This window comes from Acinetobacter sp. S4400-12, assembly GCF_024129495.1.
GTDB lineage: Bacteria > Pseudomonadota > Gammaproteobacteria > Pseudomonadales > Moraxellaceae > Acinetobacter > Acinetobacter lwoffii_C.
The window spans coordinates 97945-119036 of sequence record NZ_JAMXYB010000004.1 but is presented as its reverse complement, the minus strand read 5'-3'; the positions used below and the strand labels follow the sequence as shown (position 1 = coordinate 119036).

Genomic DNA, 21092 nt, shown 5'->3' with positions numbered 1-21092 from the left:
TTATAAACGCATAAAGTCATTAAATAATGCCAGAAGCATCATACTGCCGAGCAGTACCATACCAATTTTAAATCCAACCAATTGTATTTGTTCAGAAACAGGTTTACCACGAATTAATTCAATAAAATAGTAAACCAGATGTCCTCCATCAAGCATTGGAATGGGCAATAAGTTTAATATTCCTAAACTTACACTCATTAGCGCCATAAAGGAAATAAAAGTTTCCCAACCCATTTCTGCACTTTGTCCGGCTACCTTGGCAATGGTAATTGGGCCAGAGAGGTTATCCAAACCGATCATTCCACGGATCATCTTCACAATCGAGTTTACGATCATGGAGGAAAGCTGCGCGGTTTTATCAAAAGCCATGACCAGTGCTTCGGCCGGGTTATAATGAATGGTCTGTTTATATTCTGCGGGAATGGTAATTTTACCCGGATCACCCTGTACGCCAAGCATACCAGTGACATTGCCCATATTGTCACGCTTTCCTTGCGGCATAACTTCAAGCTGTATCACCTGTTTATCCCGCAATACTTCTATCTTGAGCAGTTTTTCCGGAGAGGCCTGAACCACTTGCACCACATCGTACCAGTCTTTCATCGAGGTGCCATTAATGGCCAAGATACGGTCACCCTCCTGCATCCCTTGACGGATGGCTGCACCATCGGCGGTCAGCTTGGAGACCACTGCTGGAACTTGCGGGCGATAAGGCAAGAAGCCTAGCTCTTCTAAGGGAGATTGAGACTGATCTTTGAGAAAATTCTGAATAGGGAGCTGAAAGGTTTTAGTCTCACCTGACCGCTCAGCCTGAATACTGATATTGCCAGTTTCACCGACACGATCGACCAGCGCATAGCTGAGCTTTTCCCAGGTTTCGACCTTCGTTCCGTCTATCGCAACAATTTTATCCCCTTGCTGCATATGTACAGTAGCGGCAGGCGTATCGGGAATAATCTTGCCGACCCGGGTATTTAGCTGTTCCTGAGCAGGTAAAAACAATATCCAGAAGAGAACCACAGCCAGCACCAGATTGATTAAAGGACCAGCAGCCACAATCGCGATACGCTTCCAGGGATGCTGACGGTTAAAGGCTTTGGGTAAGTCTTCTTCCGCGACATTGCATTCACGTTCATCCAGCATCTTCACATACCCACCTAAAGGCAAAGCAGAGAGCTGATACTGGATACCTGATTTTTTGGAGGTCCATTTGATCAGAGTCGGGCCAAAACCAATCGAGTAAACCAACACTTTAACGCCCAGTTTACGTGCCACAATGTAGTGACCAAACTCGTGAATCGCAATTAAGGGACCGAGTAACAGGATTGCAGCGGCAATAATAAACAAGGCGTTCATCTCTTAACTTCCTTTATTCACCACAAATTGCTGTGACAAACCTCGTGCGGTCTGATCTGCCTGCAAAATAGTTTCCAGATCATATGCAGGCTGATTATCCATCTGGTTCAGGACACTTTCAACCACCTGAGGAATTTGGGTAAATCTAATCTCTTGATTCAAGAAGGCAGCCACAGCAATCTCATTGGCTGCATTTAAAATCGTCGGTGCAATTCCGCCGCTCTGCATAGCTTGGCGGGCCAGCTTTAATGCAGGAAAACGTTCCACATCCGGCTCCTGAAAATTCAGCTGTGAATGTATAAATAGATCTAATGGTGCGATATGGGTACTGATTCGCTCAGGCCATGCCAAAGCATGTGCAATTGGCGTTCCCATATCCGGATTGCCCATTTGTGCCAAAGTCGATCCATCTACATATTGCACCATGGAATGAATAATACTCTGTGGATGCACAACGACTGTAACAAATTGTTCTTCAACTGCAAATAAATGGCAGGCTTCGATCAATTCCAGCCCTTTATTCATTAAAGTCGCTGAATCTACCGAAATTTTTTGCCCCATGGACCAGTTAGGATGTTTACAGGCCTGCACAGGTGTCACCTGCTCAAGCTCTTCCAGACTATGATTTAAAAATGGGCCGCCTGAGGCGGTCAGTAGAATCTGCTGTACGCCGAGTTTCGGCTGGCCATTGCGCTCTGCCTCAAAGTAGTTTTGCGGCAGACACTGGAAAATGGCATTATGCTCAGAGTCTACAGGCAGCAATAAGGCACCATGCTGACGCGCAGCCTGCATCATGATATCACCGGACATCACCAAGGCTTCTTTATTGGCCAGTAGAACGCGTTTAGCTGCTTTTACTGCTGCCAATGTCGGCAACAAACCTGCTGCACCAACAATTGCCGCCATCACGATATCCACCTCAGGATGTTCGGCAACTGCAATTAAACCGGCCTCATCCTGCAAAATCTCGATATCAGACAATCCCTGCTGCTCAAGCAGATGGGCAAGCTCATCTACCTTTTCAGAAGGCACCACAGCAACTTTGGGGTGATACTGCTGGCAGATTTCAGCCAGTTCAATCATACGACTTTGCGCTGTCACAGCGAAAACCGAGTAAGCTTCAGAGTGCTGCTGCAGAATCTTTAAAGTACTTTGACCAATGGAACCTGTAGCACCCAGTATACAAACAGCTTGTGACATTTATAAATTTACGCCAATAAGTTTTAAGATATAGATACCAGTTGCAAAAATTGGAGCTGCAGCCAGCAAAGAATCAATCCGGTCCAGCACACCGCCATGACCGGGCAGAATACGACCAGAATCCTTGATTCCGGCACGACGCTTGATCATGGATTCAAACAGATCACCCAAGACCGAACTAAAGACGGTTACGATAGATAAAATCAGAAATAGGCTGAGTTCGGCCCAAGTCATTTCCAGATATAAGGAAGCCACGGCGATTACGATCAGCATTGAAGTCACAATACCGCCATATAGCCCTTCGACAGACTTGTTCGGGCTGACATTCGGCGCAAGCTTTTTCTTGCCAAATTTACGCCCTACAAAATACGCCCCGCTATCTGCACCCCACACCAGCAGGAATAGGTACATCAACCACCAAGGTGAATTTTGCCAAACCGAGAAGATTGCCGTTACAGCTGCTGAAATTAAAATAATACCAAGACCTTGCAGACTGACATTGTACCAGCCGTCGTAATCAGGATAGGATTTCACCCAGTAGATGCTGAGCAGCCAGGTCATGATCGAAGCAGCCCATAATAATAAGGCAACATCCCAGTAATATAAGGCCAGTGCAGATAAGGCTGCGGTCATCAGACCATAACCCCATCCCACCGGCTTGATTACATTTTTAGATTTTCGCGGCATGAGCTTAAACCATTCATAGCCTGCAACCCCAGCAGCCACAACCATTAAGGCAAACATTGGATAATGTGATTTGGTAGCAAACATGCAGCTGATCACTACGGCTACCAACACCAATGCGGTTATAATCCGCTCAAACATGTTTAGTTCTCAAGTTTTTCCTGACAAATCTGTTCTGATGTTTTGCCGAAACGACGCTCACGCCCACCAAATACAGCCAGCGCATCATCAAATTCTTCTACAGTAAACTCAGGCCATAAAGTTTCAGTAAAATATAGCTCTGCATAAGCCGCCTGCCAGAGCAGGAAATTAGACAGACGGAAATCTCCACCTGTACGAATCAGCAAATCCACAGCAGGCAAATCACCTAAACAGACATATTGACCAAAGACATCAGCATCAATTGCATCAAGATTTAATTTATTTGTTAAAACATCTGCAGCAATCTGCTTCGCAGCGTGTGCCATATCCCACATACCGCCATAACTGATGGCAATGGTAAGTGTCATACTGTTGAAATTAGCAGTCCTTTGTTCAGCATGCAACATTAGTGATTGCAGTTCAGGAGATAAACGCGAGCGATCTCCTATAAAACGCAGTGCAATATTGAACTTTTCCATGCGAGGCAATTGCTCATGAATCGTATCTAGCAGCAGATTCATCAGCAATTCAACTTCATATTGAGGACGATTCCAGTTTTCGCTGGAAAATGCAAAGACAGTCAGCGCCTGAATATTTCTTTTTTTACAATGTTCTACAATCGGATCCAGAACCGTTTTTCCTTCACGGTGTCCATCACCTTTCTGCATCTGATTTTTTTTGGCAAAACGATTGTTGCCATCCATAATGATGGCAACATGTTTTGGAAGATGGGGGTTTTCTTCAGCAGTGGTCATTGATGAATTAAACCTTCATCAATTCAGCTTCTTTCGCAGCCAAGCGTTTATCTACTTCAGCAACAAATTTATCTGTAATTTTCTGGATGTCGTCAGATGCACGGCGCTCATCATCTTCAGAAATCTCTTTCTCTTTTAATAAGGCTTTAATATCACCCAATACATCACGGCGGATGTTGCGGATTGCAACTTTGGCATTTTCAGCTTCGTTACGTGCCACTTTTTGCATGTCGCGACGTGTTTCTTCGGTTAAAGCGGCCATAGGTACACGGATTGCATCTGCCGTAATCGGGTTCAGACCCAGGTCTGATTCACGAATCGCTTTATCAATTGCAGATACCATTGAACGCTCAAATGGCTGAACCAGTAAAGTACGCGAGTCTTCAACACCTACGTTAGCAACCTGATTTAATGGCACATCAGAGCCATAGTAAGGAACCATAACACCGTTTAAAATAGATGGATGTGCACGACCTGTACGAACTTTTGCAAAACCATTTTCCAATGAGTCAAGTGACTTGTTCATACGCTCTTCTGCGTCTTTTTTAAGATCGTTAATCATATGATCTTCCTTACTTAATTCTAAAGAGATAAATGCTAAATTAGCGGCTAGTATAAATGGCTTCAGGACTCACGTCATTAATTCGTGACGTGAGTGCCCTCATTTTCACCCATCACAACGGACAATAAAGCACCAGACTTGTTCATATCGAAGACTTGTAGCGGCACATTGTGATCACGGCATAGACAAATGGCGGTCAAATCCATCACACCCAGCTTTTCATCCAGTACCTGATCGAAGGTCAATGTATTGTATTTTACTGCATCTTCATACTTGCTTGGATCTTTATTATAAACACCATCAACTTTAGTGGCTTTAAGAATCAGATTCGCTTCAATTTCAATACCGCGTAAGCAAGCTGCTGTATCCGTAGTAAAGAATGGGTTTCCTGTACCGGCAACAAATACACACACTTCACCGCGTGTCAGGTGACGGATAGCATCACGGCTAGAATAAGATTCTACCACTGTCCCAATTGGTAAAGCTGACAGTAAGCGTGTTTTGATATTACGGCGCACCAAGGCATCACGCAGGGCCAGACCGTTCATTACAGTTGCCAGCATTCCCATTTGATCGCCTGTTACCCGACCGACTAGACCGTCTTTTTGTAGCTGGCTACCACGATACAGGTTACCACCACCGACCACGATACCGACTTGAACACCCAAACCAACCAAATGGGCAATCGATAAAGACATCTGATCCAGGATCTGGGCATCAATCCCCATGTCTTTATTCCCTGCCAGTGCTTCACCAGAAAGCTTTAACAGGATACGACCAAATCGAGGTTTTTTAGAATCCAACATCTTCCAACTCCAAAGTATTCAATTCAAAATATTTTTAATTCAAAATCTTAAGCAGACTTGATCGAAATCAGCTTGGCAAACAGGTCATATTCGTCTGCATCAGTAATTTCAACCTCGAGCACATCACCCGCCTTAATCCTGTTTTTATCAATATCTTCTACAAAGACATTGCCATCAATTTCAGGGGCGTCGGCATAAGAGCGTGCAACGGCAACCGGGAATTCATCTTCCAGGTCATCAACCAGCACAGTCATGGTCTGACCAATACGCTTTTGTAGTTTTGCCGCGGAAATTTCCTGCTGTACCTGCATGAAACGTTCATAACGCTCCTGCTTGATTTCTTCCGGCACATGATCCGGCAAATCATTGGCCGTTGCACCTTCAACCGGTGAATAGGTAAAGCAGCCTACACGGTCCAGCTGCGCTTCCTTGAGCCATTCCAGTAATATCTGGAAGTCTTCTTCAGTTTCACCCGGGAAACCGACCACAAAGGTAGAACGAATCACCAGCTCCGGACATTTTTCACGCCAGAGTTTTAAGCGCTCCAGTGTGTTTTCACTGTGCGCCGGACGTTTCATCAGCTTTAAGATACGCGGGCTGGCATGCTGGAATGGAATATCCAGATAAGGCAGAATTTTACCTTGAGCCATCAGATCAATGACTGCATCGACGTGCGGATAAGGATAGACATAGTGCAGACGCACCCAGATGCCAAGCTGACCTAAAGCTTCGCACATGTCATAGAATTTGGTTTTAACCGGCTGACCGTTCCAGAAATCCAGCTTATATTTGGTATCGACGCCATAAGCCGAAGTATCTTGAGAAATCACGAGTACTTCTTTAACACCGGCACGTTTGAGTGCTGCTGCTTCTTCAAGTACGGAACCGACAGGACGGGAGACCAGATCACCACGCATGCTCGGAATAATACAGAAGGTACAACGATGGTTACACCCTTCCGATATTTTTAAATATGCATAATGTTTAGGAGTTAAGCGGATACCCTGCTCAGGCACCAGATCAATAAATGGATTGTGTTTTGGTGGTTCAGGCACATATTGATGAACCGCATCCATTACTTCTTCATAGGCTGCTGCACCTGTCACTTTCAGGACATTCGGATGCATTTGACGAATTTTGTCTTCGTCTTTACCCAGACAACCTGTTACGATGACACGACCATTCGCGTTCATCGCCTCACCGATTGCATCTAAAGACTCTTGTACTGCAGATTCAATAAAACCACAAGTATTTACAACAACTAAATCAGCACCGTCATAATCCGATGCGACATCATAACCTTCAGTCTTTAACTGAGTTAAAATTCGTTCGGAATCTACCAATGCCTTAGGACAACCTAAAGAAACAAAACCGACTTTGGGGGATTTCATGAATCTGCGCTCCACTAGAATGCGCGTATTGTATGACTTTTCTAATCATAAAAATAGTTGAAAAGCTGACTCTTTGCATCACGCACCAAAATAACGCTATAAAATAACCAACACAAATAACAATGCACCAAAATGAATCATTTTTAGTTTACAGGCTGAATTTAATCCGTTATACCTGGATTTATTGATGTGCTTATCGCGTATTTCGTGCATTTTCAGCCGGATTTTATAGAGTTGTAAAGTTGGCGTACATCTTGCTTAATCCGCCTAACTCTTGAACTTTTAAATTTTTTATTGGGCTTTATGAAGATGCCATTGCGCCATTTTAAAACAGGGAAACGACTGCTAATGGATCAGCCTAATTCGATTGACTATCGTGTTTTGGTGGACAATATGACCACCGCTATTTTGCTGGTAGACCGTGATCTAAATATCTTTTATCTCAACTCGGCCTGCGAAGCCTTATTTGATATCAGTTTATTACGCGCATACGGCACACCAGTCATGAATATCCTGCATGTACCCACCGATGAGTTTAATACTGAAGAAGCACTGCTCAATACCTTGAGAACAGCTCAACCTTATACACGCCGTGAAGCCACGCTAAATGTCAACTTTAAAGACATTCATGTGGACTATATGGTGTCACTCTTAAATGCTGGCAAGGACTATCACCCACTTCTGCTGATTGAGCTAAATCAGCGTGACCGTATGCTGAAAATCTCCCGTGAAGAAAACTTTAGTCAGCAGCATCAGGTTGCCCGCCTGCTCATTCGTGGAGTCGCCCATGAAATCAAAAATCCGCTGGGAGGGATTCGTGGTGCGACCCAGCTCTTGGCACGCAGCCTGAATGATCCGCAATATAAAGAATTTACTGACATTATTATCAGTGAGGTGGATCGGCTTAGAAATCTGGCCGATACCATGCTCGGTTCACGCCAGTTGCCGAGTTATCAAATGGTGAATGTACATGAACCACTTGAACGCGTCCGCGCGCTGATCGTAAACCAGACCAAGAAAAAAATTAAGATCATTCGTGATTATGACCTTTCTTTGCCTGAAGTTCTGGCAGACCGTGATCAATTGATTCAGGTCATGCTGAATATCTGTGCCAACGCCATTCAAGCCATAACGGAAAATAAAGATTTTTTTATCGAGCATCAGCCTGAGCTGATTTTAAGAACCCGGATTCAGCGCCTGATCACGATTAACGGTACGCTACACCGTTCGGTGATCCGTATTGATATTGAAGATAATGGCCCTGGTGTTCCAGAAGATATTCTGGAATCGATCTTTTATCCGCTCGTTACCAGCCGTGCCAAAGGCACCGGACTTGGCCTCAGTATTGCTCAAAATATTATCCATCAGCACAACGGCATCATTGCCTGTCATTCCACACCCGGAAAAACCATATTTAGCTTATATTTACCTTGGGAGTCAGACCATGCCACACAATAAAATATGGATCATTGATGATGATCGGACCATTCGCTGGGTGCTGGAAAAAACCTTCAAGGAAGAAGGTTTTGATGTCACCAGCTTTGAAGAGGCACAATCGGCTCTCGACCAGTTAAATAGTAATGCGCCCGACGTAATTTTAACCGATATCCGCATGCCCGGTATTGATGGCCTGACTTTTTTAAGCAAAGTCAAACATAAGTATCCTGACCTGCCTGTCATTATTATGACGGCGCACTCGGATCTGGAATCGGCAGTATCCAGTTATCAGACTGGCGCTTTTGAATATCTGCCAAAACCGTTTGATATTGATGAAGCACTAGCTTTGGTCAATCGTGCAATTTTACATCTAAGTAAATTACAGCAGCAGGAATCTGCCAGAACAGCACCAGCTATTCAATCTACAGAAATTATTGGCGAATCACCGGCGATGCAGGAGGTCTTCCGTGCCATTGGCCGTTTATCCCAGTCGCATATTACGGTATTAATTAATGGTGAATCCGGTACCGGTAAAGAACTGGTCGCTCATGCCCTGCATCGTCATTCGCCGCGCAGTAACAAACCCTTCATTGCCCTGAATATGGCCGCGATTCCCAAAGACTTGATTGAAACCGAATTGTTTGGTCACGAAAAGGGAGCTTTTACCGGGGCAAATACACAACGTCAAGGCCGTTTTGAACAGGCCAATGGGGGTACCTTATTTTTAGATGAAATTGGCGATATGCCTTTTGAGACTCAGACCCGTCTACTGCGTGTTCTGGCCGATGGCGAGTTTTACCGTGTCGGTGGTCATATTCCGGTTAAAGTCGATGTGCGTATTGTCGCAGCCACCCATCAGGATCTGGAAAAACTGGTACAGGATGGACGTTTCCGCGAAGACTTATATCATCGCCTGAATGTCATTCGAATTCATATTCCGAAACTGGCTCATCGCAGTGAAGATATTCCAATGCTGGCACAGCACTTTTTGGCACTTGCCGGCAAAGAGTTAGGCGTTAACCCTAAAATCTTGCGCCCAGAGACTCAGGAATATATGCAAAAGCTACCCTGGCAAGGGAACGTGCGTCAACTGGAAAACACCTGTCGCTGGCTCACCGTCATGATTACCGGTCGTGAGATCTATCCTCAAGACCTGCCACCAGAGTTAAAACAGATTCCCATCCAGCAGCAGGATGCAAGCGCTCTAATTCCGAATCCAAGTCAGATTGCAGCTCCTCAATGGGATGAATTACTCGGTCAGTGGGCTATTCAAAAACTCAAAAATGGCGAAATGAAATTACTCGATGTTGCCACCCCGATGTTTGAACGCACTCTGATTAATGCAGCCCTGCAACAAACCCGTGGCCGTAAACGTCATGCCGCAGAACTGCTAGGCTGGGGACGCAACACTCTCACCCGCAAACTTAAAGAACTTGGAATGGACAGTGCCGATGACGATGTTGAAGAAGAAGCTGAAACCTAGTTATTCAGGTGTGTATTTCATCAATGGATTGCGCTGCAAGTTAAAACTGGGCAGATGAGGCATAAAAGAAAGGAAATAGCGAGATTCTTGTCAAGTTTTATAACGAAATCCAAGAGAATGTTAGCTCTATAAGCAAGAACAAAGCATCGCTGTGTTCACTGTGCAAGAAGACGAATATGTTTTTTGTTATCTCGTTATGAGTCATTCATTTAGAATGACTAAACTTCTTGTCTCCTGCGTTATATGAACTAAAAAAATCTTGCGAGATAGATCTCTAGTGTCGCAAGCATAGACGAAATATCAATAGACCCTAGACTCAGTCCTAAAAAAGCGCCAACTAATTGGGCGCTTTTTTATTAATCTGATTTTTAAAGGATCAGGGAGCAATACCGATATAGCGGGAATATCCCTGTATCCCCAAATCTGATTTTAAAATCAGATAGTCTGGATAACGACTTACACTAATCTCGGCAAACATATTGACCAGATCATCATTGGCGTGCAGATCATCCACCGAACGCAGCATGGTCTGTTCAAATTCATCGGTAATATATTCAAAACCAATATCCATGGCGATAAATAAGGTATGTTCGCAAGGCTGGATATACTGCTCTTCTTGCCAGTTAATAATTTTTTGCTGACAATGTGGACAGGCAATATTATCAGTCGCTGCAATATCCAGCTGAATTAATTGATAGCTCATCTTTCATATTCAAATCTTATCTGAGCCTATCTTAGCAAAAAATAGTAGCCGAATAACAACCCGATACTATTTCCATCAAAGCAGTCCTAGTCTAATGGCGATCAGTAAATGGCACTCAAACTCCAAACATAAAAAATGCCAGTCAGTGCTTCAATGACTGGCATGAGATGATTAGCCTTCTTTTTTCAGAAAAAACCGTCTTAAATCAGGATTTATCTTGTATCTTATAGCGAGACAGCGCGGTTACAGCCACAGCAGAAATCACGACTGCTGGCAAACTTGCCCACAAAATACCGGTTGCCCCTAAACCTAAAGCCAAGATCTTGCCGGACAGCAATGGCCCAGTCATCGCACCCAAACGTCCAAGCGAGATTGCAGTACCCACCCCTGTGACCTTACCTGAACCGGTATAAAATATCGGGGAAATACCATACAGAATTGATTGTCCACCGGTTGAGAAAATCCCACCCATCAGTCCTGCCAAGATCAGCAATGGAATCACCTGACTGCTAAAGAGCAGGACCAATGCAATCGCCAGACCAACATAAATGATCATCGCGACTTGCCACAGCTTTAAGCGATCTAGCAAATAACCCAGACCCAAGGTACCAATCACCGCTCCCACCTGAAAGATCAGCATGATACTAAAAGCTTCCTGCTTGGATAAACCTTGTTCCATCAACAAGTTCGGTAACCAGCTAATCAGAATATAGTTAATCATCAAGGTAAAGAAAAAGCCAAACCATAGCGGTACGGTACGTTTATAGCGCTGCTCTTTAAAAAGTACATCTGTCATAGCCGGTACAGCAACATCCTGCGGCCTGGCTTGCTCGAACTGAACCGTACGTGGTTTATCCTTCAGAATAAAAGCCATAAATGGAAGCAGGAGCAAAGGTGTCAAGCCGCCAATCAGAAACAGGGTTTGCCAGCTGATGTCCTGAAAGCAGATAGCCAGACCCGCTACAAAAATCGCTCCTACAGGCAAACCGCAGTACATTAGACTATTTAACTTGCCACGGTTGGCTTCTGTCGCTTCATCTCCCACTACCGAAATCATGGTGGGCATCGCCGCACCTAAACCCAGTCCGGTTAGGAACCGTGCTACATATAAAATCTCAACACTCGGCGCAATCGCGGTAAGTGCAAAGAATATTCCAAAAATTGCCACAGATAACATCAAGACACGTTTTTGTCCCAGATAGTCGGCAATACGGCCACCAAAAAAAGCCCCGAAGAGCATGCCGAAAACACCCAGACTGAACACATAGCCCATTTGCACCTGACCCAATACAAATGTTTCTGCAATTCCTTTTGCAGCAATTCCAGGTGCCTGCAAGTCAAAGCCTTCAAAAAATGCGACCCAAAAACACAAAAAAATCACCAGGAGTTTTTGTGTTTTCTCCTTTGGCGCCAACATCATGATTGATCTCCTTCAATAAAAGGCTCTGTCTATATTTAGCCTACTATTGAATTGTTCAGCGAATCGAGCTAAATAAACACCACTACAATAGTAGGATTTATGCTCGAGTCCTGAGCTTATTTAAGAAGAATAAGATCTAAAATCAATAACAACAGGAGAAACACCAAATAAGCAAAAATATTAAATTTATACTTATCAATAATTTATAAAATTAGTAACTTATAACTATAGAATCATCATTTTAAATGATCATCTTCCCGATTCAATAAAAAAGCCCGCATTTAGCGGGCCTTTTTAATTCAAACGATTAAGCAGACTTCTTGGTTTGGGCATTCTTACGAATCGTAATCATCACCAACTGCACTGCTGCAGGTGTCACTCCCGGAATACGGCTCGCCTGACCCAACGTTTCAGGACCCACATCCTTCAGTTTCAGAGTAATTTCATGGGAAAGGCCCGAGACGGCATCATAATCAAAGTCTGCAGGAATTCTGGTTTCCTCAAGACGCTTCATTTGTGCCACATCTTGATGCTGACGGTTGATATAACCTGCGTATTTCACCGCAATCTCGATCTGATCACCAACCTGCTGTGATACTTCAGAGCCAGTAAGTTCTGCGATTTGTGCAAAAGTAATATTCGGACGTTTCAGCAGATCAATCGCAGAACATTCTTTGGAAAGATCTGCACCTGTCATCTCTACGAATTTTTTACCCATCGGGTTATTTGGGGCTGCCCATAGATCTTGCAAACGCCCTGTTTCACTCTCGACAGCTTCCATTTTTTCACAATACGCTGCCCAGCGCTCATCATCTACCAGACCAAGTTCACGGCCAATTGGCGTTAAGCGCTGATCCGCATTGTCTTCGCGCAGCATCAAACGGTACTCTGCACGTGAAGTGAACATACGATACGGTTCTTTGGTTCCCAAAGTAATCAGATCATCCACCAGGACTCCCATATACGCTTCATCACGTTTCGGGGTCCACTGCTCCTGGTCCCAGGCACGACGTGCAGCGTTCAAGCCTGCAAGCAGACCTTGGGCCCCCGCTTCTTCATAACCGGTAGTACCGTTAATTTGACCAGCAAAATACAGGTTATTGATCGCTTTGGTTTCAAGCGTAAACTTCAAGGCTTGCGGATTAAAATAATCATATTCAATTGCATAACCTGGACGAAGAATATGCGCATTCTCCATACCACGGATTGAACGCACCAACTCAAACTGAACATCAAATGGCAATGACGTTGAAATACCGTTTGGATAAAGCTCGTGTGTATCTAGTCCTTCTGGTTCCAGAAACACCTGATGCGAATCTTTGTCCGCAAAGCGGTGAATCTTATCTTCAATAGAAGGACAGTAACGTGGACCAACTCCCTCGATCACACCGGTATACATCGGAGAGCGGTCTAAACCACCACGGATAATCTCATGGGTTCTTTCATTTGTATGCGTAATCCAGCAATTTACCTGTTCAGGATGCATTGAAGCATCTCCCATGAACGACATGGTCGGTGACGGGAAATCGCCCGGCTGTGCTGTCATGACTGAGAAGTCAACTGAGCGCGCATCAATACGTGGTGGGGTTCCGGTCTTTAAGCGCCCTACAGGAAGTTGCAGCTCACGTAAACGATGTGCAAGAGAAATAGAAGGCGGATCACCCGCACGGCCACCACTCGACTTTTCCAGACCGACATGGATGATGCCACCCAGGAATGTACCCGCAGTCAGCACCACAGTTTTGGCATCAAAGCGAATGCCCATTTGAGTCACGACGCCTTTGACAGTATCGCCTTCAACAATCAGGTCATCTGCAGCTTGCTGGAAAATATCCAAATTCGCCTGGTTTTCCAAAGTCTCACGAATTGCAGCCTTGTAGCGTACACGATCCGCTTGCGCACGTGTGGCACGTACTGCTGCACCTTTACGTGAGTTTAAAATACGAAATTGAATACCACCCTTATCAGCAGCCAGCGCCATTGCTCCGCCCAAGGCATCAACTTCACGCACCAGATGCGACTTACCAATACCACCGATTGCCGGATTACAGCTCATCTGCCCTAAAGTCTCAATATTATGAGTCAAGAGTAAAGTCTGTCGCCCCATACGCGCCGCAGCCAGGGCCGCTTCCGTACCTGCGTGACCGCCACCGATAACAATGACATCGTAAACTTTAGGATAATGCATAGTGGTATATTGAGAGATAAAAAAGGATAGCTGAGTATTATAGCAAAATTCAGCCTAAATTTGACAGAACCCCTGTAATTTATCTCCACACCATACTTTTTCAGTCCTGCTGAGTATTGCAATGTAATCTTAACTTGCAGACTTTATATATAAATTAAACATTTAAGCTTAAAAAATTACTTGATTAACATTGCTTAATTTTGAGTATTTTTTAATCTATTTATGTTGACATTACAACCAAAGGTATAAAAGATGAATAAGAATTTGTTTCTATCCGCTGCCCTCTGTAGTCTATGTCTCACCCCGTTTGTGACTTCAGCAAATGATAAGGTCGAGAAAGTTTATAATGCACAAAAATACCAACAGGTTTGTAAAGGCAAATCACAAGGTGCACCAGTCAGCTTTGCTTACCGCGGTATTATCTGGAATGGTACCTGTGAGCCACAATTTTTCCCATCTTCAGGCACCAGTTCTTTAAGAGGCGATGAACCGGAACTATATAATGCTTGTAGTACAGGCAATGTAACCTCAGTCACCATTAACGGTACTGAAATGCGTGGCAAATGTGCCTTAGGTTTTACCGTTCCTCATCCTCAGAACAATATGATGCAACAAAATCAAACGATGCCTGCAACCACTCAGAGAGGGATGTAAGCTGCCCGAGTAACAGCTTAATTTAAATTCAACTCAAACGGGCAAACTGACTAGGTTTTGTCCGTTTTTTATTTTTTTGTTGCTTATTTGTATAGCTAAGATAAACTTCAAAACACTTAAAAAATGAATAATAAGAAGGAAACTTCATGGACTCGGGGTTTTTTAGTTTATTTTTGCCAATCACTCTGGCAATTATGATGATGGGGCTGGGACTGGAACTGACCTTCAAAGACTTTCTCAAGGTACTTCGCTATCCAAAAGTAATTTTTATTGCCTTGTTTTCTCAACTGGTGATTTTGACCAGCCTGGCATTTCTGATTTGTCTGGTTTTAAACTTGCCTCCTCTGCTGGCAGTCGGGTTGATGCTCCTGTCAGCGTCCCCTGGCGGCCCTACAGCGAATTTGTTCAGTTATTTATATAAGGGGGATGTTGCACTTAATATCACTTTAACTGCTTTCAATACTGTTATTTCCCTCTTTACCTTACCCTTTATTATTAATCTGTCATTGCATTATTTTCTTGCTGATCAAAGCAGCGTCAACTTACCGCCTGAAAAAATTATGCAGGTTTTTCTGATTACAATTATTCCGGTCATGATCGGCATGCTGGTACGGGCCAAGCTCCCTCAACTGTCGATCAGTGCGCACCACACGATGCGCCTGCTCTCTGTGAGTTTTTTATGCATTTTATTTACCTTTGCCATTTTTAGGGAACGTTTCAATCTGGTTGAATATTTTGCCAGCGTCGGTACCGCGACAGTATTACTCTGTTTTTCCAGCCTGTTTATCGGTTATTGCCTTCCCTTAATGATGAAGATTCCGGAAAGAATGGTGCGGGCCTGCACTTTTGAAATCGGCATTCATAACACGGCCATTGCCATGACCATTGCTATTTCGGTTTTAGACAATGTCACGATTGCTATCCCGGCTGGAATTTACAGTATTGTAATGTATGTTTTTGCCACGTTTTTTGGCTGGATGATCAGCCGTCAAAAAGTAAATTATAGACCTAACCGTCACTTACCCAATTTGTAATTTTCTTGGCATGACCAGATTTAAGCTGTATGCTTTTTCCAAAGTAAATCAAAACGATTAGAATAATTTTACCAAGGAGTATGCAGATGGATTCTGGCATTATTACTATATTTTTACCCCTCGCTCTGGCGATTATTATGGTGGGTTTGGGGCTGGAGCTGACGCTCAAAGATTTTGCACGCGTGACCCAGCACCCCAAAGCCGTGCTGGTCGCCCTGTTCTGTCAGCTCGTACTGCTGGTTGGTATTGCCTTTGTACTGTGTAAGGTACTGGCGCTTCCACCTCTACTTGCTGTTGGCCTAATGCTCCTGGCTGCTTCTCCCGGTGGGAGTACCGCCAACCTGTTTAGCTATCTGTTTAAGGGAGACCTGGCCCTAAATATTACTTTGACCGCCATTAACTCAGTGATTGCGGCGCTGACCTTACCATTGATTGTTAACTTTTCAATTATGCACTTCATGCAGGACAGCCAGCAAATCAGCTTACAGTTTGCAAAAATCCTGCAGGTCTTTGGCATTATTCTGCTTCCCGTGGGAATTGGCATGCTGATTCGCCGCTACTCTCCAAAACTGACCGAGAAACTGAATAAACCCCTGCGTATTTTTGCAGTCATTTTCCTGATCCTGATTATCGCAGGTGCCATTTATAGTGAACGTAGCAATATTGCTGAATACTTGGCTCAAGTAGGTCTTGCCGCCGTACTGTTCTGCATTTTCAGCCTGAGCATTGGCTATTTTGTTCCGCGTCTGATGAATATCAATACAGCTCAGGCTCGGGCCAGTGCATTTGAGATTGGCATTCATAATAGTACTTTAGCCATGACCATTGCGTTGACAGTCATGTCCAGTACGGCAGTCGCCATGCCAGCTGCCGTGTACTCGATCTTTATGTATATTTTTGCTGCCATCTTTGGTTTCTTGCTTAATCGCTTTGCACCGATTAGCCCTCGACCGGCCTTGTCTAGCGCACAATAGCACTCCACGTTTTAAAAATGCATCCTTTAAACCCGGCTTAAGCTGTCAAGTTTTTGGGATGCAGTCCTAGCTATGGCGCTCTTTTATTTTAGTGATAGCCTCACAAGATAGCAGCGCTCATTCCCAAGTTCCGTTACAATAGCTTTTTAAAACATGTAGAAAAGGTTAATTTCTGTGAAGTGGTTACAAATTCATATTACGGTTGATCAGGCTCAAGTTGATTTTACTGAAACCTTACTCAGCTCTTTGGGTGCAGTCAGTGTGACACTGGATGATGCCGAAAACCAAGATTTACTGGAACCACTTCCAGGTGAAACCCCACTTTGGAATAAAGTCATTGTAACTGGCATCTATGCACAGGAAGATGATGAAGAAATTGATGTCAGCGCTCTTGAAACATTTATTCGCCTGCAAATCCCAGATGTTCCAATGCGGCATGAGTTCTTAGAAGACCAAGCCTGGGAAAGAACCTGGATGGATGCCTATGCACCGATTCAGATTGCAGAAAAATTCTGGATTGTACCGGAATGGATGCAAGCCCCCGAAGCTGATGCTGTCAATATCAAACTTGACCCAGGTCTGGCCTTTGGTACCGGAAACCATGCCTCGACTTTCCTTTGCTTGCAATGGCTCGGAAAAACTGATGTTAAAGACAAGATCGTCATTGACTATGGTTGCGGTTCAGGAATTTTAGCAGTCGCCGCCCTATTACTAGGTGCGAAAAAAGCATATGCCACTGATATCGATCCACAAGCTGTTCTGGCAACCCAACAAAATGCAGAACTGAATGGCGTACTCGATAAACTCTATGTAGGCCTGCCGGAAGAGTTCAATACAGAGCTGGGCGAGCAGAAAGCAGATGTGTTTGTAGCCAACATTCTGGCGGGGCCACTAATGATGCTTGAGCCTGAGTTTGCAAATTTAGTCAAACCTGAGGCAGAGTTCGCACTTGCAGGTGTAATTGAAGAGCAAGTGACTGAAGTTACTAGCATTTACTCAAAACATTTTGATATATTAGAAGTCGAAAAACGTGATGAAAACTGGTGCCGAATTTCGGGGAAACGCCATAAAAATTAAAGAGTATATAAAGTCTATATGAGTGACAAGCAAACCCATTGCCCTACATGTTCTACAACTTATAAGGTTAGCGTTGCACAATTAACCATAGCGCAAGGTATGGTTTGCTGTCCCAAATGCACCACGACTTTTAATGCTTTATCACATCTGGTGACTGAGAACCAGAACTCGGTCACTGCTTCTGACTCTGCTTTTGATACTATCAATCATAACAGTCGTTATCCTACTCAGACCGACACATCTGGGCAGCATAACAACCAAGTTCAGCGGCCTCGGCACAGTTTTCTGAATATTTTTGATGAGAAAGTCGAAAACTCGAACATCGACTTGCATACTTACCTAAACAACCTGAACTATTTTAGCACCACCCCGATCAGTGTCTTACCCAGCATGAACTGGGATGAGTCGGACAAGGAACAGGAAAAAAGCTTACTTTATTATGCCGGCTGGAGTCTGTTAAACCTGTCCCTACTTGGACTGCTGTTATTCCAGTTTTTCTGGTTTAATCCGAAATATCTGCAAAATAGCCATGTCATGAGTATGGCATTCACCCAGATCTGCGAAATGTTTAACTGTTCGCATATTAATGAGCATTACAACCTAATTCATATTAATAAAGTCAAGATCAGATCTGTAGCTAAAAACGAGACACAATTTAGTGGTGAACTGGTCAATCTCCATGACCGCAGTCTCAGCCTGCCTATTTTAAGAATAAACCTGAAAAAACATGGCAAGCAGACCGTGACCTACAACCTGACTTCACAGGAGTATCTGATTGAAAGTCTGGTAAAGGTAGAGCGAATTCCTCAGAACAGTCCCTTCAAGTTTAAATTTAGCCTTCCGGTAGACCGCAAAGACTTCGATAATTATAGTTTAGAAATAATTCGGCCTTAATATGGGTAAAAACTATTAAAAAATCGAAAAAAGTTTAAAAAAATGCAGTTTTCTTGCTCACTTTTTCCTAGAAAATGGTATTATACGCGCCACAAAAGCTATGTGCTGCAAACTCCTCGCTACTTTTCCACAACAAATACAGTCTTAACTAATGCGCTATAAAATTTATTGCGTATTGAGCAGATTTTTTGTTTGGATTTTGGTCAGTAACAAAACTTTAATTATTGTTACGCTTATTTTTCGACCAAATCGCAGAGATATGTCAAGCTACAAGCTCAATGTAATGACCAAGTTTTAGAACTCTAGTTTTAGGATCTAAAATTGGAGTTCATTTAAATTTCTAGACCACTTTTATATATCACTTTACCCAAGTGATATTTATTTTTCGGATTAATTCGCATGAATAGCAAGTCTCCTATTTTTACTGCACAATCTGATGTCGCTCTACGTATTCATGTAGATCGCGCAGTTCGCCACTACTTTGCACAACTGCAGGGCGAGCAACCTTCTCAGGTGTATGACATGGTGCTAGCAGAAATGGAGAAGCCTCTTTTATCTGTAGTTCTAGAGTACACACGTGGCAACCAGACACGTGCTGCTGAGATTCTCGGACTTAACCGCGGTACTTTACGTAAAAAGTTAAAAGCTCACGGTTTAATGAGTGAATAAATGATAAAATGCTTGCGGCTTCCGCAGGCATTTTTTTCGACCTGTATTTAGCTAATTTGTTTTAATTCTTGAAAACTGTGACGAAGATCATGACTATTAAACGCGCTTTAATCTCTGTTTCCGACAAGACTGGTATTGTTGAGTTTGCCCAAAACCTTGCTGCTCTTGGGGTAGAAATTTTATCTACTGGTGGTACATACAAATTATTGAAAGACAATAATATTGCCGTAGTTGAAGTTTCAGAGCACACTGGTTTCCCAGAGATGATGGACGGCCGTGTAAAAACTTTGCATCCAAAAATTCATGGCGGTATCTTGGCACGTCGCGGACTGGATGAAGCTGTAATGGCAGAACACAGCATCGATGCCATCGACCTTGTTGTTGTGAACTTATATCCATTTGCAGCCACTGTAGCAAAACCAAACTGTTCACTTGCAGATGCGATTGAAAACATCGACATCGGTGGCCCAACTATGGTTCGTGCTGCTGCAAAAAACCATGCTTCTGTCGGTATTGTAGTAAACGCTTCTGACTACTCAACCGTTATTGCTGAGTTAAAAGCAGAAGGTGCTTTGTCTTATGCTACTCGTTTTGACCTAGCGGTTAAAGCGTTTGAACATACAGCGCAATACGATGGCATGATCGCTTCTTATCTGGGTGCTCGCGTAGGTAAAGAAGAAGGTCAGGCAGACAAATTTGCACGTACTTTCAATACGCAATTAAATAAAGTTCAAGACCTTCGTTATGGTGAAAACCCGCATCAATCTGCTGCCTTCTATGTAGAAGACACAGCGACTGAAGCGTCTGTTTCAACAGCTAAACAGTTACAAGGTAAAGAGCTCTCTTATAACAATATCGCAGATACAGATGCAGCACTTGAATGTGTGAAATCATTCGCTAAACCTGCGTGTGTGATTGTAAAACATGCCAATCCATGTGGCGTTGCGGTGTCTTTAGATGGCATCCAGGCGGCTTATGACCTGGCATATGCAACTGACCCTGAATCTGCATTCGGTGGCATCATTGCATTCAACCGTGAACTAGATGTCGCAACTGCACAAGCAATTGTGGATCGTCAATTCGTTGAAGTGATCATTGCACCTAGCGTTGCTGAAGGCGTTCTTGAAGTAACAGGCGCGAAGAAAAACGTACGCGTTCTGGTATGTGGCGAACTTCCAGCAATCGATGCGCGTCAATCTCAACTCGACTACAAGCGTGTCAACGGTGGTTTACTGGTTCAAGACCAGGACTTGGGCATGATCACTAAAGATGACCTTAAAGTTGTGACTAAACGTGCGCCAACTGAACAGGAAATTGATGACATGATCTTCGCCTGGAAAGTTGCGAAATATGTAAAATCAAATGCGATTGTGTATGCGAAAAATCGTCAAACGATTGGTGTAGGTGCAGGTCAAATGAGCCGTGTCAACTCTGCGCGTATTGCTGCAATTAAAGCTGAACATGCAGGTCTCGTAGTTGAAGGTGCAGTAATGGCATCTGACGCATTCTTCCCATTCCGTGATGGTATTGATAACGCTGCAAAAGCTGGCATCAAATGCATTATCCAACCGGGTGGTTCTATGCGTGATGAAGAAACCATTGCAGCAGCTGACGAAGCTGGTATTGCCATGGTCTTCACTGGCATGCGTCACTTCCGCCACTAA

At 43.8% G+C, this 21092-nt stretch carries 19 protein-coding genes; 9 read left to right on the top strand and 10 right to left on the bottom strand.

Translation table 11 applies throughout. From position 1 onward, the window contains the following. From rseP to rimO, 7 genes are all read right to left on the bottom strand, one after another. Nucleotides 1-1356 (bottom strand): RIP metalloprotease RseP, encoded by a 1356-nt coding sequence (rseP, locus tag NI461_RS03660; protein WP_174659673.1) that lies wholly within the window; start codon nucleotides 1354-1356, stop codon nucleotides 1-3. A gap of 3 nt (nucleotides 1357-1359) precedes the next feature. Further along, nucleotides 1360-2556 carry a 1-deoxy-D-xylulose-5-phosphate reductoisomerase gene (ispC, locus tag NI461_RS03655; protein WP_151203809.1) on the bottom strand — a complete coding sequence of 399 codons (1197 nt, stop codon included), beginning with the start codon at nucleotides 2554-2556 and terminating at the stop codon, nucleotides 1360-1362. Next, entirely contained in the window at nucleotides 2557-3381 is an 825-nt protein-coding gene (locus tag NI461_RS03650; RefSeq protein WP_151203811.1) for a phosphatidate cytidylyltransferase, read from the bottom strand. A 2-nt stretch (nucleotides 3382-3383) separates the two neighbouring features. Then, a complete protein-coding gene (gene uppS / locus NI461_RS03645; RefSeq protein WP_151203813.1) occupies nucleotides 3384-4136 on the bottom strand; it encodes a polyprenyl diphosphate synthase in 753 nt (250 codons plus the stop codon). A gap of 7 nt (nucleotides 4137-4143) precedes the next feature. Further along, nucleotides 4144-4698, bottom strand: coding sequence for a ribosome recycling factor (gene frr / locus NI461_RS03640; RefSeq protein ID WP_151203815.1), 555 nt, complete (start codon nucleotides 4696-4698; stop codon nucleotides 4144-4146). A gap of 77 nt (nucleotides 4699-4775) precedes the next feature. Next, nucleotides 4776-5504: a UMP kinase gene (gene pyrH / locus NI461_RS03635; RefSeq protein ID WP_151203817.1), complete on the bottom strand. Its 729-nt coding sequence runs from the start codon at nucleotides 5502-5504 to the stop codon at nucleotides 4776-4778. Between the two features lie 47 nt (nucleotides 5505-5551). Next, nucleotides 5552-6895 (bottom strand): 30S ribosomal protein S12 methylthiotransferase RimO, encoded by a 1344-nt coding sequence (gene rimO, locus NI461_RS03630; RefSeq protein ID WP_151203819.1) that lies wholly within the window; start codon nucleotides 6893-6895, stop codon nucleotides 5552-5554. A 348-nt stretch (nucleotides 6896-7243) separates the two neighbouring features. On the opposite strand from rimO, the gene glnL reads away from it, so the two are divergent. Beyond that, nucleotides 7244-8353 (top strand): nitrogen regulation protein NR(II), encoded by a 1110-nt coding sequence (gene glnL, locus NI461_RS03625; RefSeq protein WP_174659671.1) that lies wholly within the window; start codon nucleotides 7244-7246, stop codon nucleotides 8351-8353. Next, complete coding sequence (gene glnG, locus NI461_RS03620) at nucleotides 8340-9815, top strand: nitrogen regulation protein NR(I) (protein ID WP_253156605.1); 1476 nt, start codon at nucleotides 8340-8342, stop codon at nucleotides 9813-9815. Before glnL ends, glnG begins: the two co-directional genes overlap by 14 nt. Nucleotides 9816-10191: 376 nt before the next feature. Here glnG and NI461_RS03615 read toward each other — a convergent pair whose 3' ends face one another. The 3 genes from NI461_RS03615 to mnmG all read right to left on the bottom strand — a co-directional run bounded on the left by NI461_RS03615 (nucleotide 10192) and on the right by mnmG (nucleotide 14126). After that, entirely contained in the window at nucleotides 10192-10518 is a 327-nt protein-coding gene (locus NI461_RS03615) for a hypothetical protein (protein ID WP_174659669.1), read from the bottom strand. Nucleotides 10519-10723: 205 nt separating this feature from the next. Further along, complete coding sequence (gene mhpT / locus NI461_RS03610) at nucleotides 10724-11935, bottom strand: 3-(3-hydroxy-phenyl)propionate transporter MhpT (protein ID WP_174660569.1); 1212 nt, start codon at nucleotides 11933-11935, stop codon at nucleotides 10724-10726. 310 nt (nucleotides 11936-12245) lie between these two features. Beyond that, nucleotides 12246-14126 carry a tRNA uridine-5-carboxymethylaminomethyl(34) synthesis enzyme MnmG gene (gene mnmG, locus NI461_RS03605; RefSeq protein WP_174659668.1) on the bottom strand — a complete coding sequence of 627 codons (1881 nt, stop codon included), beginning with the start codon at nucleotides 14124-14126 and terminating at the stop codon, nucleotides 12246-12248. Between the two features lie 252 nt (nucleotides 14127-14378). Here mnmG and NI461_RS03600 point away from each other — a divergent pair, with 252 nt between their 5' ends. The 7 genes from NI461_RS03600 to purH all read left to right on the top strand — a co-directional run bounded on the left by NI461_RS03600 (nucleotide 14379) and on the right by purH (nucleotide 21092). Continuing rightward, a complete protein-coding gene (locus NI461_RS03600; protein WP_174659667.1) occupies nucleotides 14379-14780 on the top strand; it encodes a hypothetical protein in 402 nt (133 codons plus the stop codon). 146 nt (nucleotides 14781-14926) lie between these two features. Continuing rightward, a complete protein-coding gene (locus NI461_RS03595) occupies nucleotides 14927-15814 on the top strand; it encodes a bile acid:sodium symporter family protein (RefSeq protein ID WP_174659666.1) in 888 nt (295 codons plus the stop codon). Nucleotides 15815-15900: 86 nt separating this feature from the next. Beyond that, nucleotides 15901-16788: a bile acid:sodium symporter family protein gene (locus NI461_RS03590; RefSeq protein WP_174659665.1), complete on the top strand. Its 888-nt coding sequence runs from the start codon at nucleotides 15901-15903 to the stop codon at nucleotides 16786-16788. A gap of 174 nt (nucleotides 16789-16962) precedes the next feature. Beyond that, on the top strand, nucleotides 16963-17865 hold the full coding sequence (gene prmA, locus NI461_RS03585) for a 50S ribosomal protein L11 methyltransferase (RefSeq protein ID WP_174659664.1): 903 nt from the start codon (nucleotides 16963-16965) through the stop codon (nucleotides 17863-17865). 18 nt (nucleotides 17866-17883) lie between these two features. Next, nucleotides 17884-18759, top strand: a complete 876-nt coding sequence (locus tag NI461_RS03580) for a DUF3426 domain-containing protein (protein WP_174659663.1) — start codon at nucleotides 17884-17886, stop codon at nucleotides 18757-18759. A 399-nt stretch (nucleotides 18760-19158) separates the two neighbouring features. Beyond that, nucleotides 19159-19428 carry a DNA-binding transcriptional regulator Fis gene (gene fis / locus NI461_RS03575; protein WP_001086304.1) on the top strand — a complete coding sequence of 90 codons (270 nt, stop codon included), beginning with the start codon at nucleotides 19159-19161 and terminating at the stop codon, nucleotides 19426-19428. Nucleotides 19429-19517: 89 nt separating this feature from the next. Next, nucleotides 19518-21092 (top strand): bifunctional phosphoribosylaminoimidazolecarboxamide formyltransferase/IMP cyclohydrolase, encoded by a 1575-nt coding sequence (gene purH / locus NI461_RS03570; protein WP_151205138.1) that lies wholly within the window; start codon nucleotides 19518-19520, stop codon nucleotides 21090-21092.

Coding starts and splice junctions, on each gene's coding strand:
- rseP (WP_174659673.1), bottom strand. CDS start 1,356: ATGAACGCCTTGTTTATTATTGCCGCTGCAATCCTGTTACTCGGTCCC.
- ispC (WP_151203809.1), bottom strand. CDS start 2,556: ATGTCACAAGCTGTTTGTATACTGGGTGCTACAGGTTCCATTGGTCAA.
- NI461_RS03650 (WP_151203811.1), bottom strand. CDS start 3,381: ATGTTTGAGCGGATTATAACCGCATTGGTGTTGGTAGCCGTAGTGATC.
- uppS (WP_151203813.1), bottom strand. CDS start 4,136: ATGACCACTGCTGAAGAAAACCCCCATCTTCCAAAACATGTTGCCATC.
- frr (WP_151203815.1), bottom strand. CDS start 4,698: ATGATTAACGATCTTAAAAAAGACGCAGAAGAGCGTATGAACAAGTCA.
- pyrH (WP_151203817.1), bottom strand. CDS start 5,504: ATGTTGGATTCTAAAAAACCTCGATTTGGTCGTATCCTGTTAAAGCTT.
- rimO (WP_151203819.1), bottom strand. CDS start 6,895: ATGAAATCCCCCAAAGTCGGTTTTGTTTCTTTAGGTTGTCCTAAGGCA.
- glnL (WP_174659671.1), top strand. CDS start 7,244: ATGGATCAGCCTAATTCGATTGACTATCGTGTTTTGGTGGACAATATG.
- glnG (WP_253156605.1), top strand. CDS start 8,340: ATGCCACACAATAAAATATGGATCATTGATGATGATCGGACCATTCGC.
- NI461_RS03615 (WP_174659669.1), bottom strand. CDS start 10,518: ATGAGCTATCAATTAATTCAGCTGGATATTGCAGCGACTGATAATATT.
- mhpT (WP_174660569.1), bottom strand. CDS start 11,935: ATGTTGGCGCCAAAGGAGAAAACACAAAAACTCCTGGTGATTTTTTTG.
- mnmG (WP_174659668.1), bottom strand. CDS start 14,126: ATGCATTATCCTAAAGTTTACGATGTCATTGTTATCGGTGGCGGTCAC.
- NI461_RS03600 (WP_174659667.1), top strand. CDS start 14,379: ATGAATAAGAATTTGTTTCTATCCGCTGCCCTCTGTAGTCTATGTCTC.
- NI461_RS03595 (WP_174659666.1), top strand. CDS start 14,927: ATGGACTCGGGGTTTTTTAGTTTATTTTTGCCAATCACTCTGGCAATT.
- NI461_RS03590 (WP_174659665.1), top strand. CDS start 15,901: ATGGATTCTGGCATTATTACTATATTTTTACCCCTCGCTCTGGCGATT.
- NI461_RS03580 (WP_174659663.1), top strand. CDS start 17,884: ATGAGTGACAAGCAAACCCATTGCCCTACATGTTCTACAACTTATAAG.
- fis (WP_001086304.1), top strand. CDS start 19,159: ATGAATAGCAAGTCTCCTATTTTTACTGCACAATCTGATGTCGCTCTA.
- purH (WP_151205138.1), top strand. CDS start 19,518: ATGACTATTAAACGCGCTTTAATCTCTGTTTCCGACAAGACTGGTATT.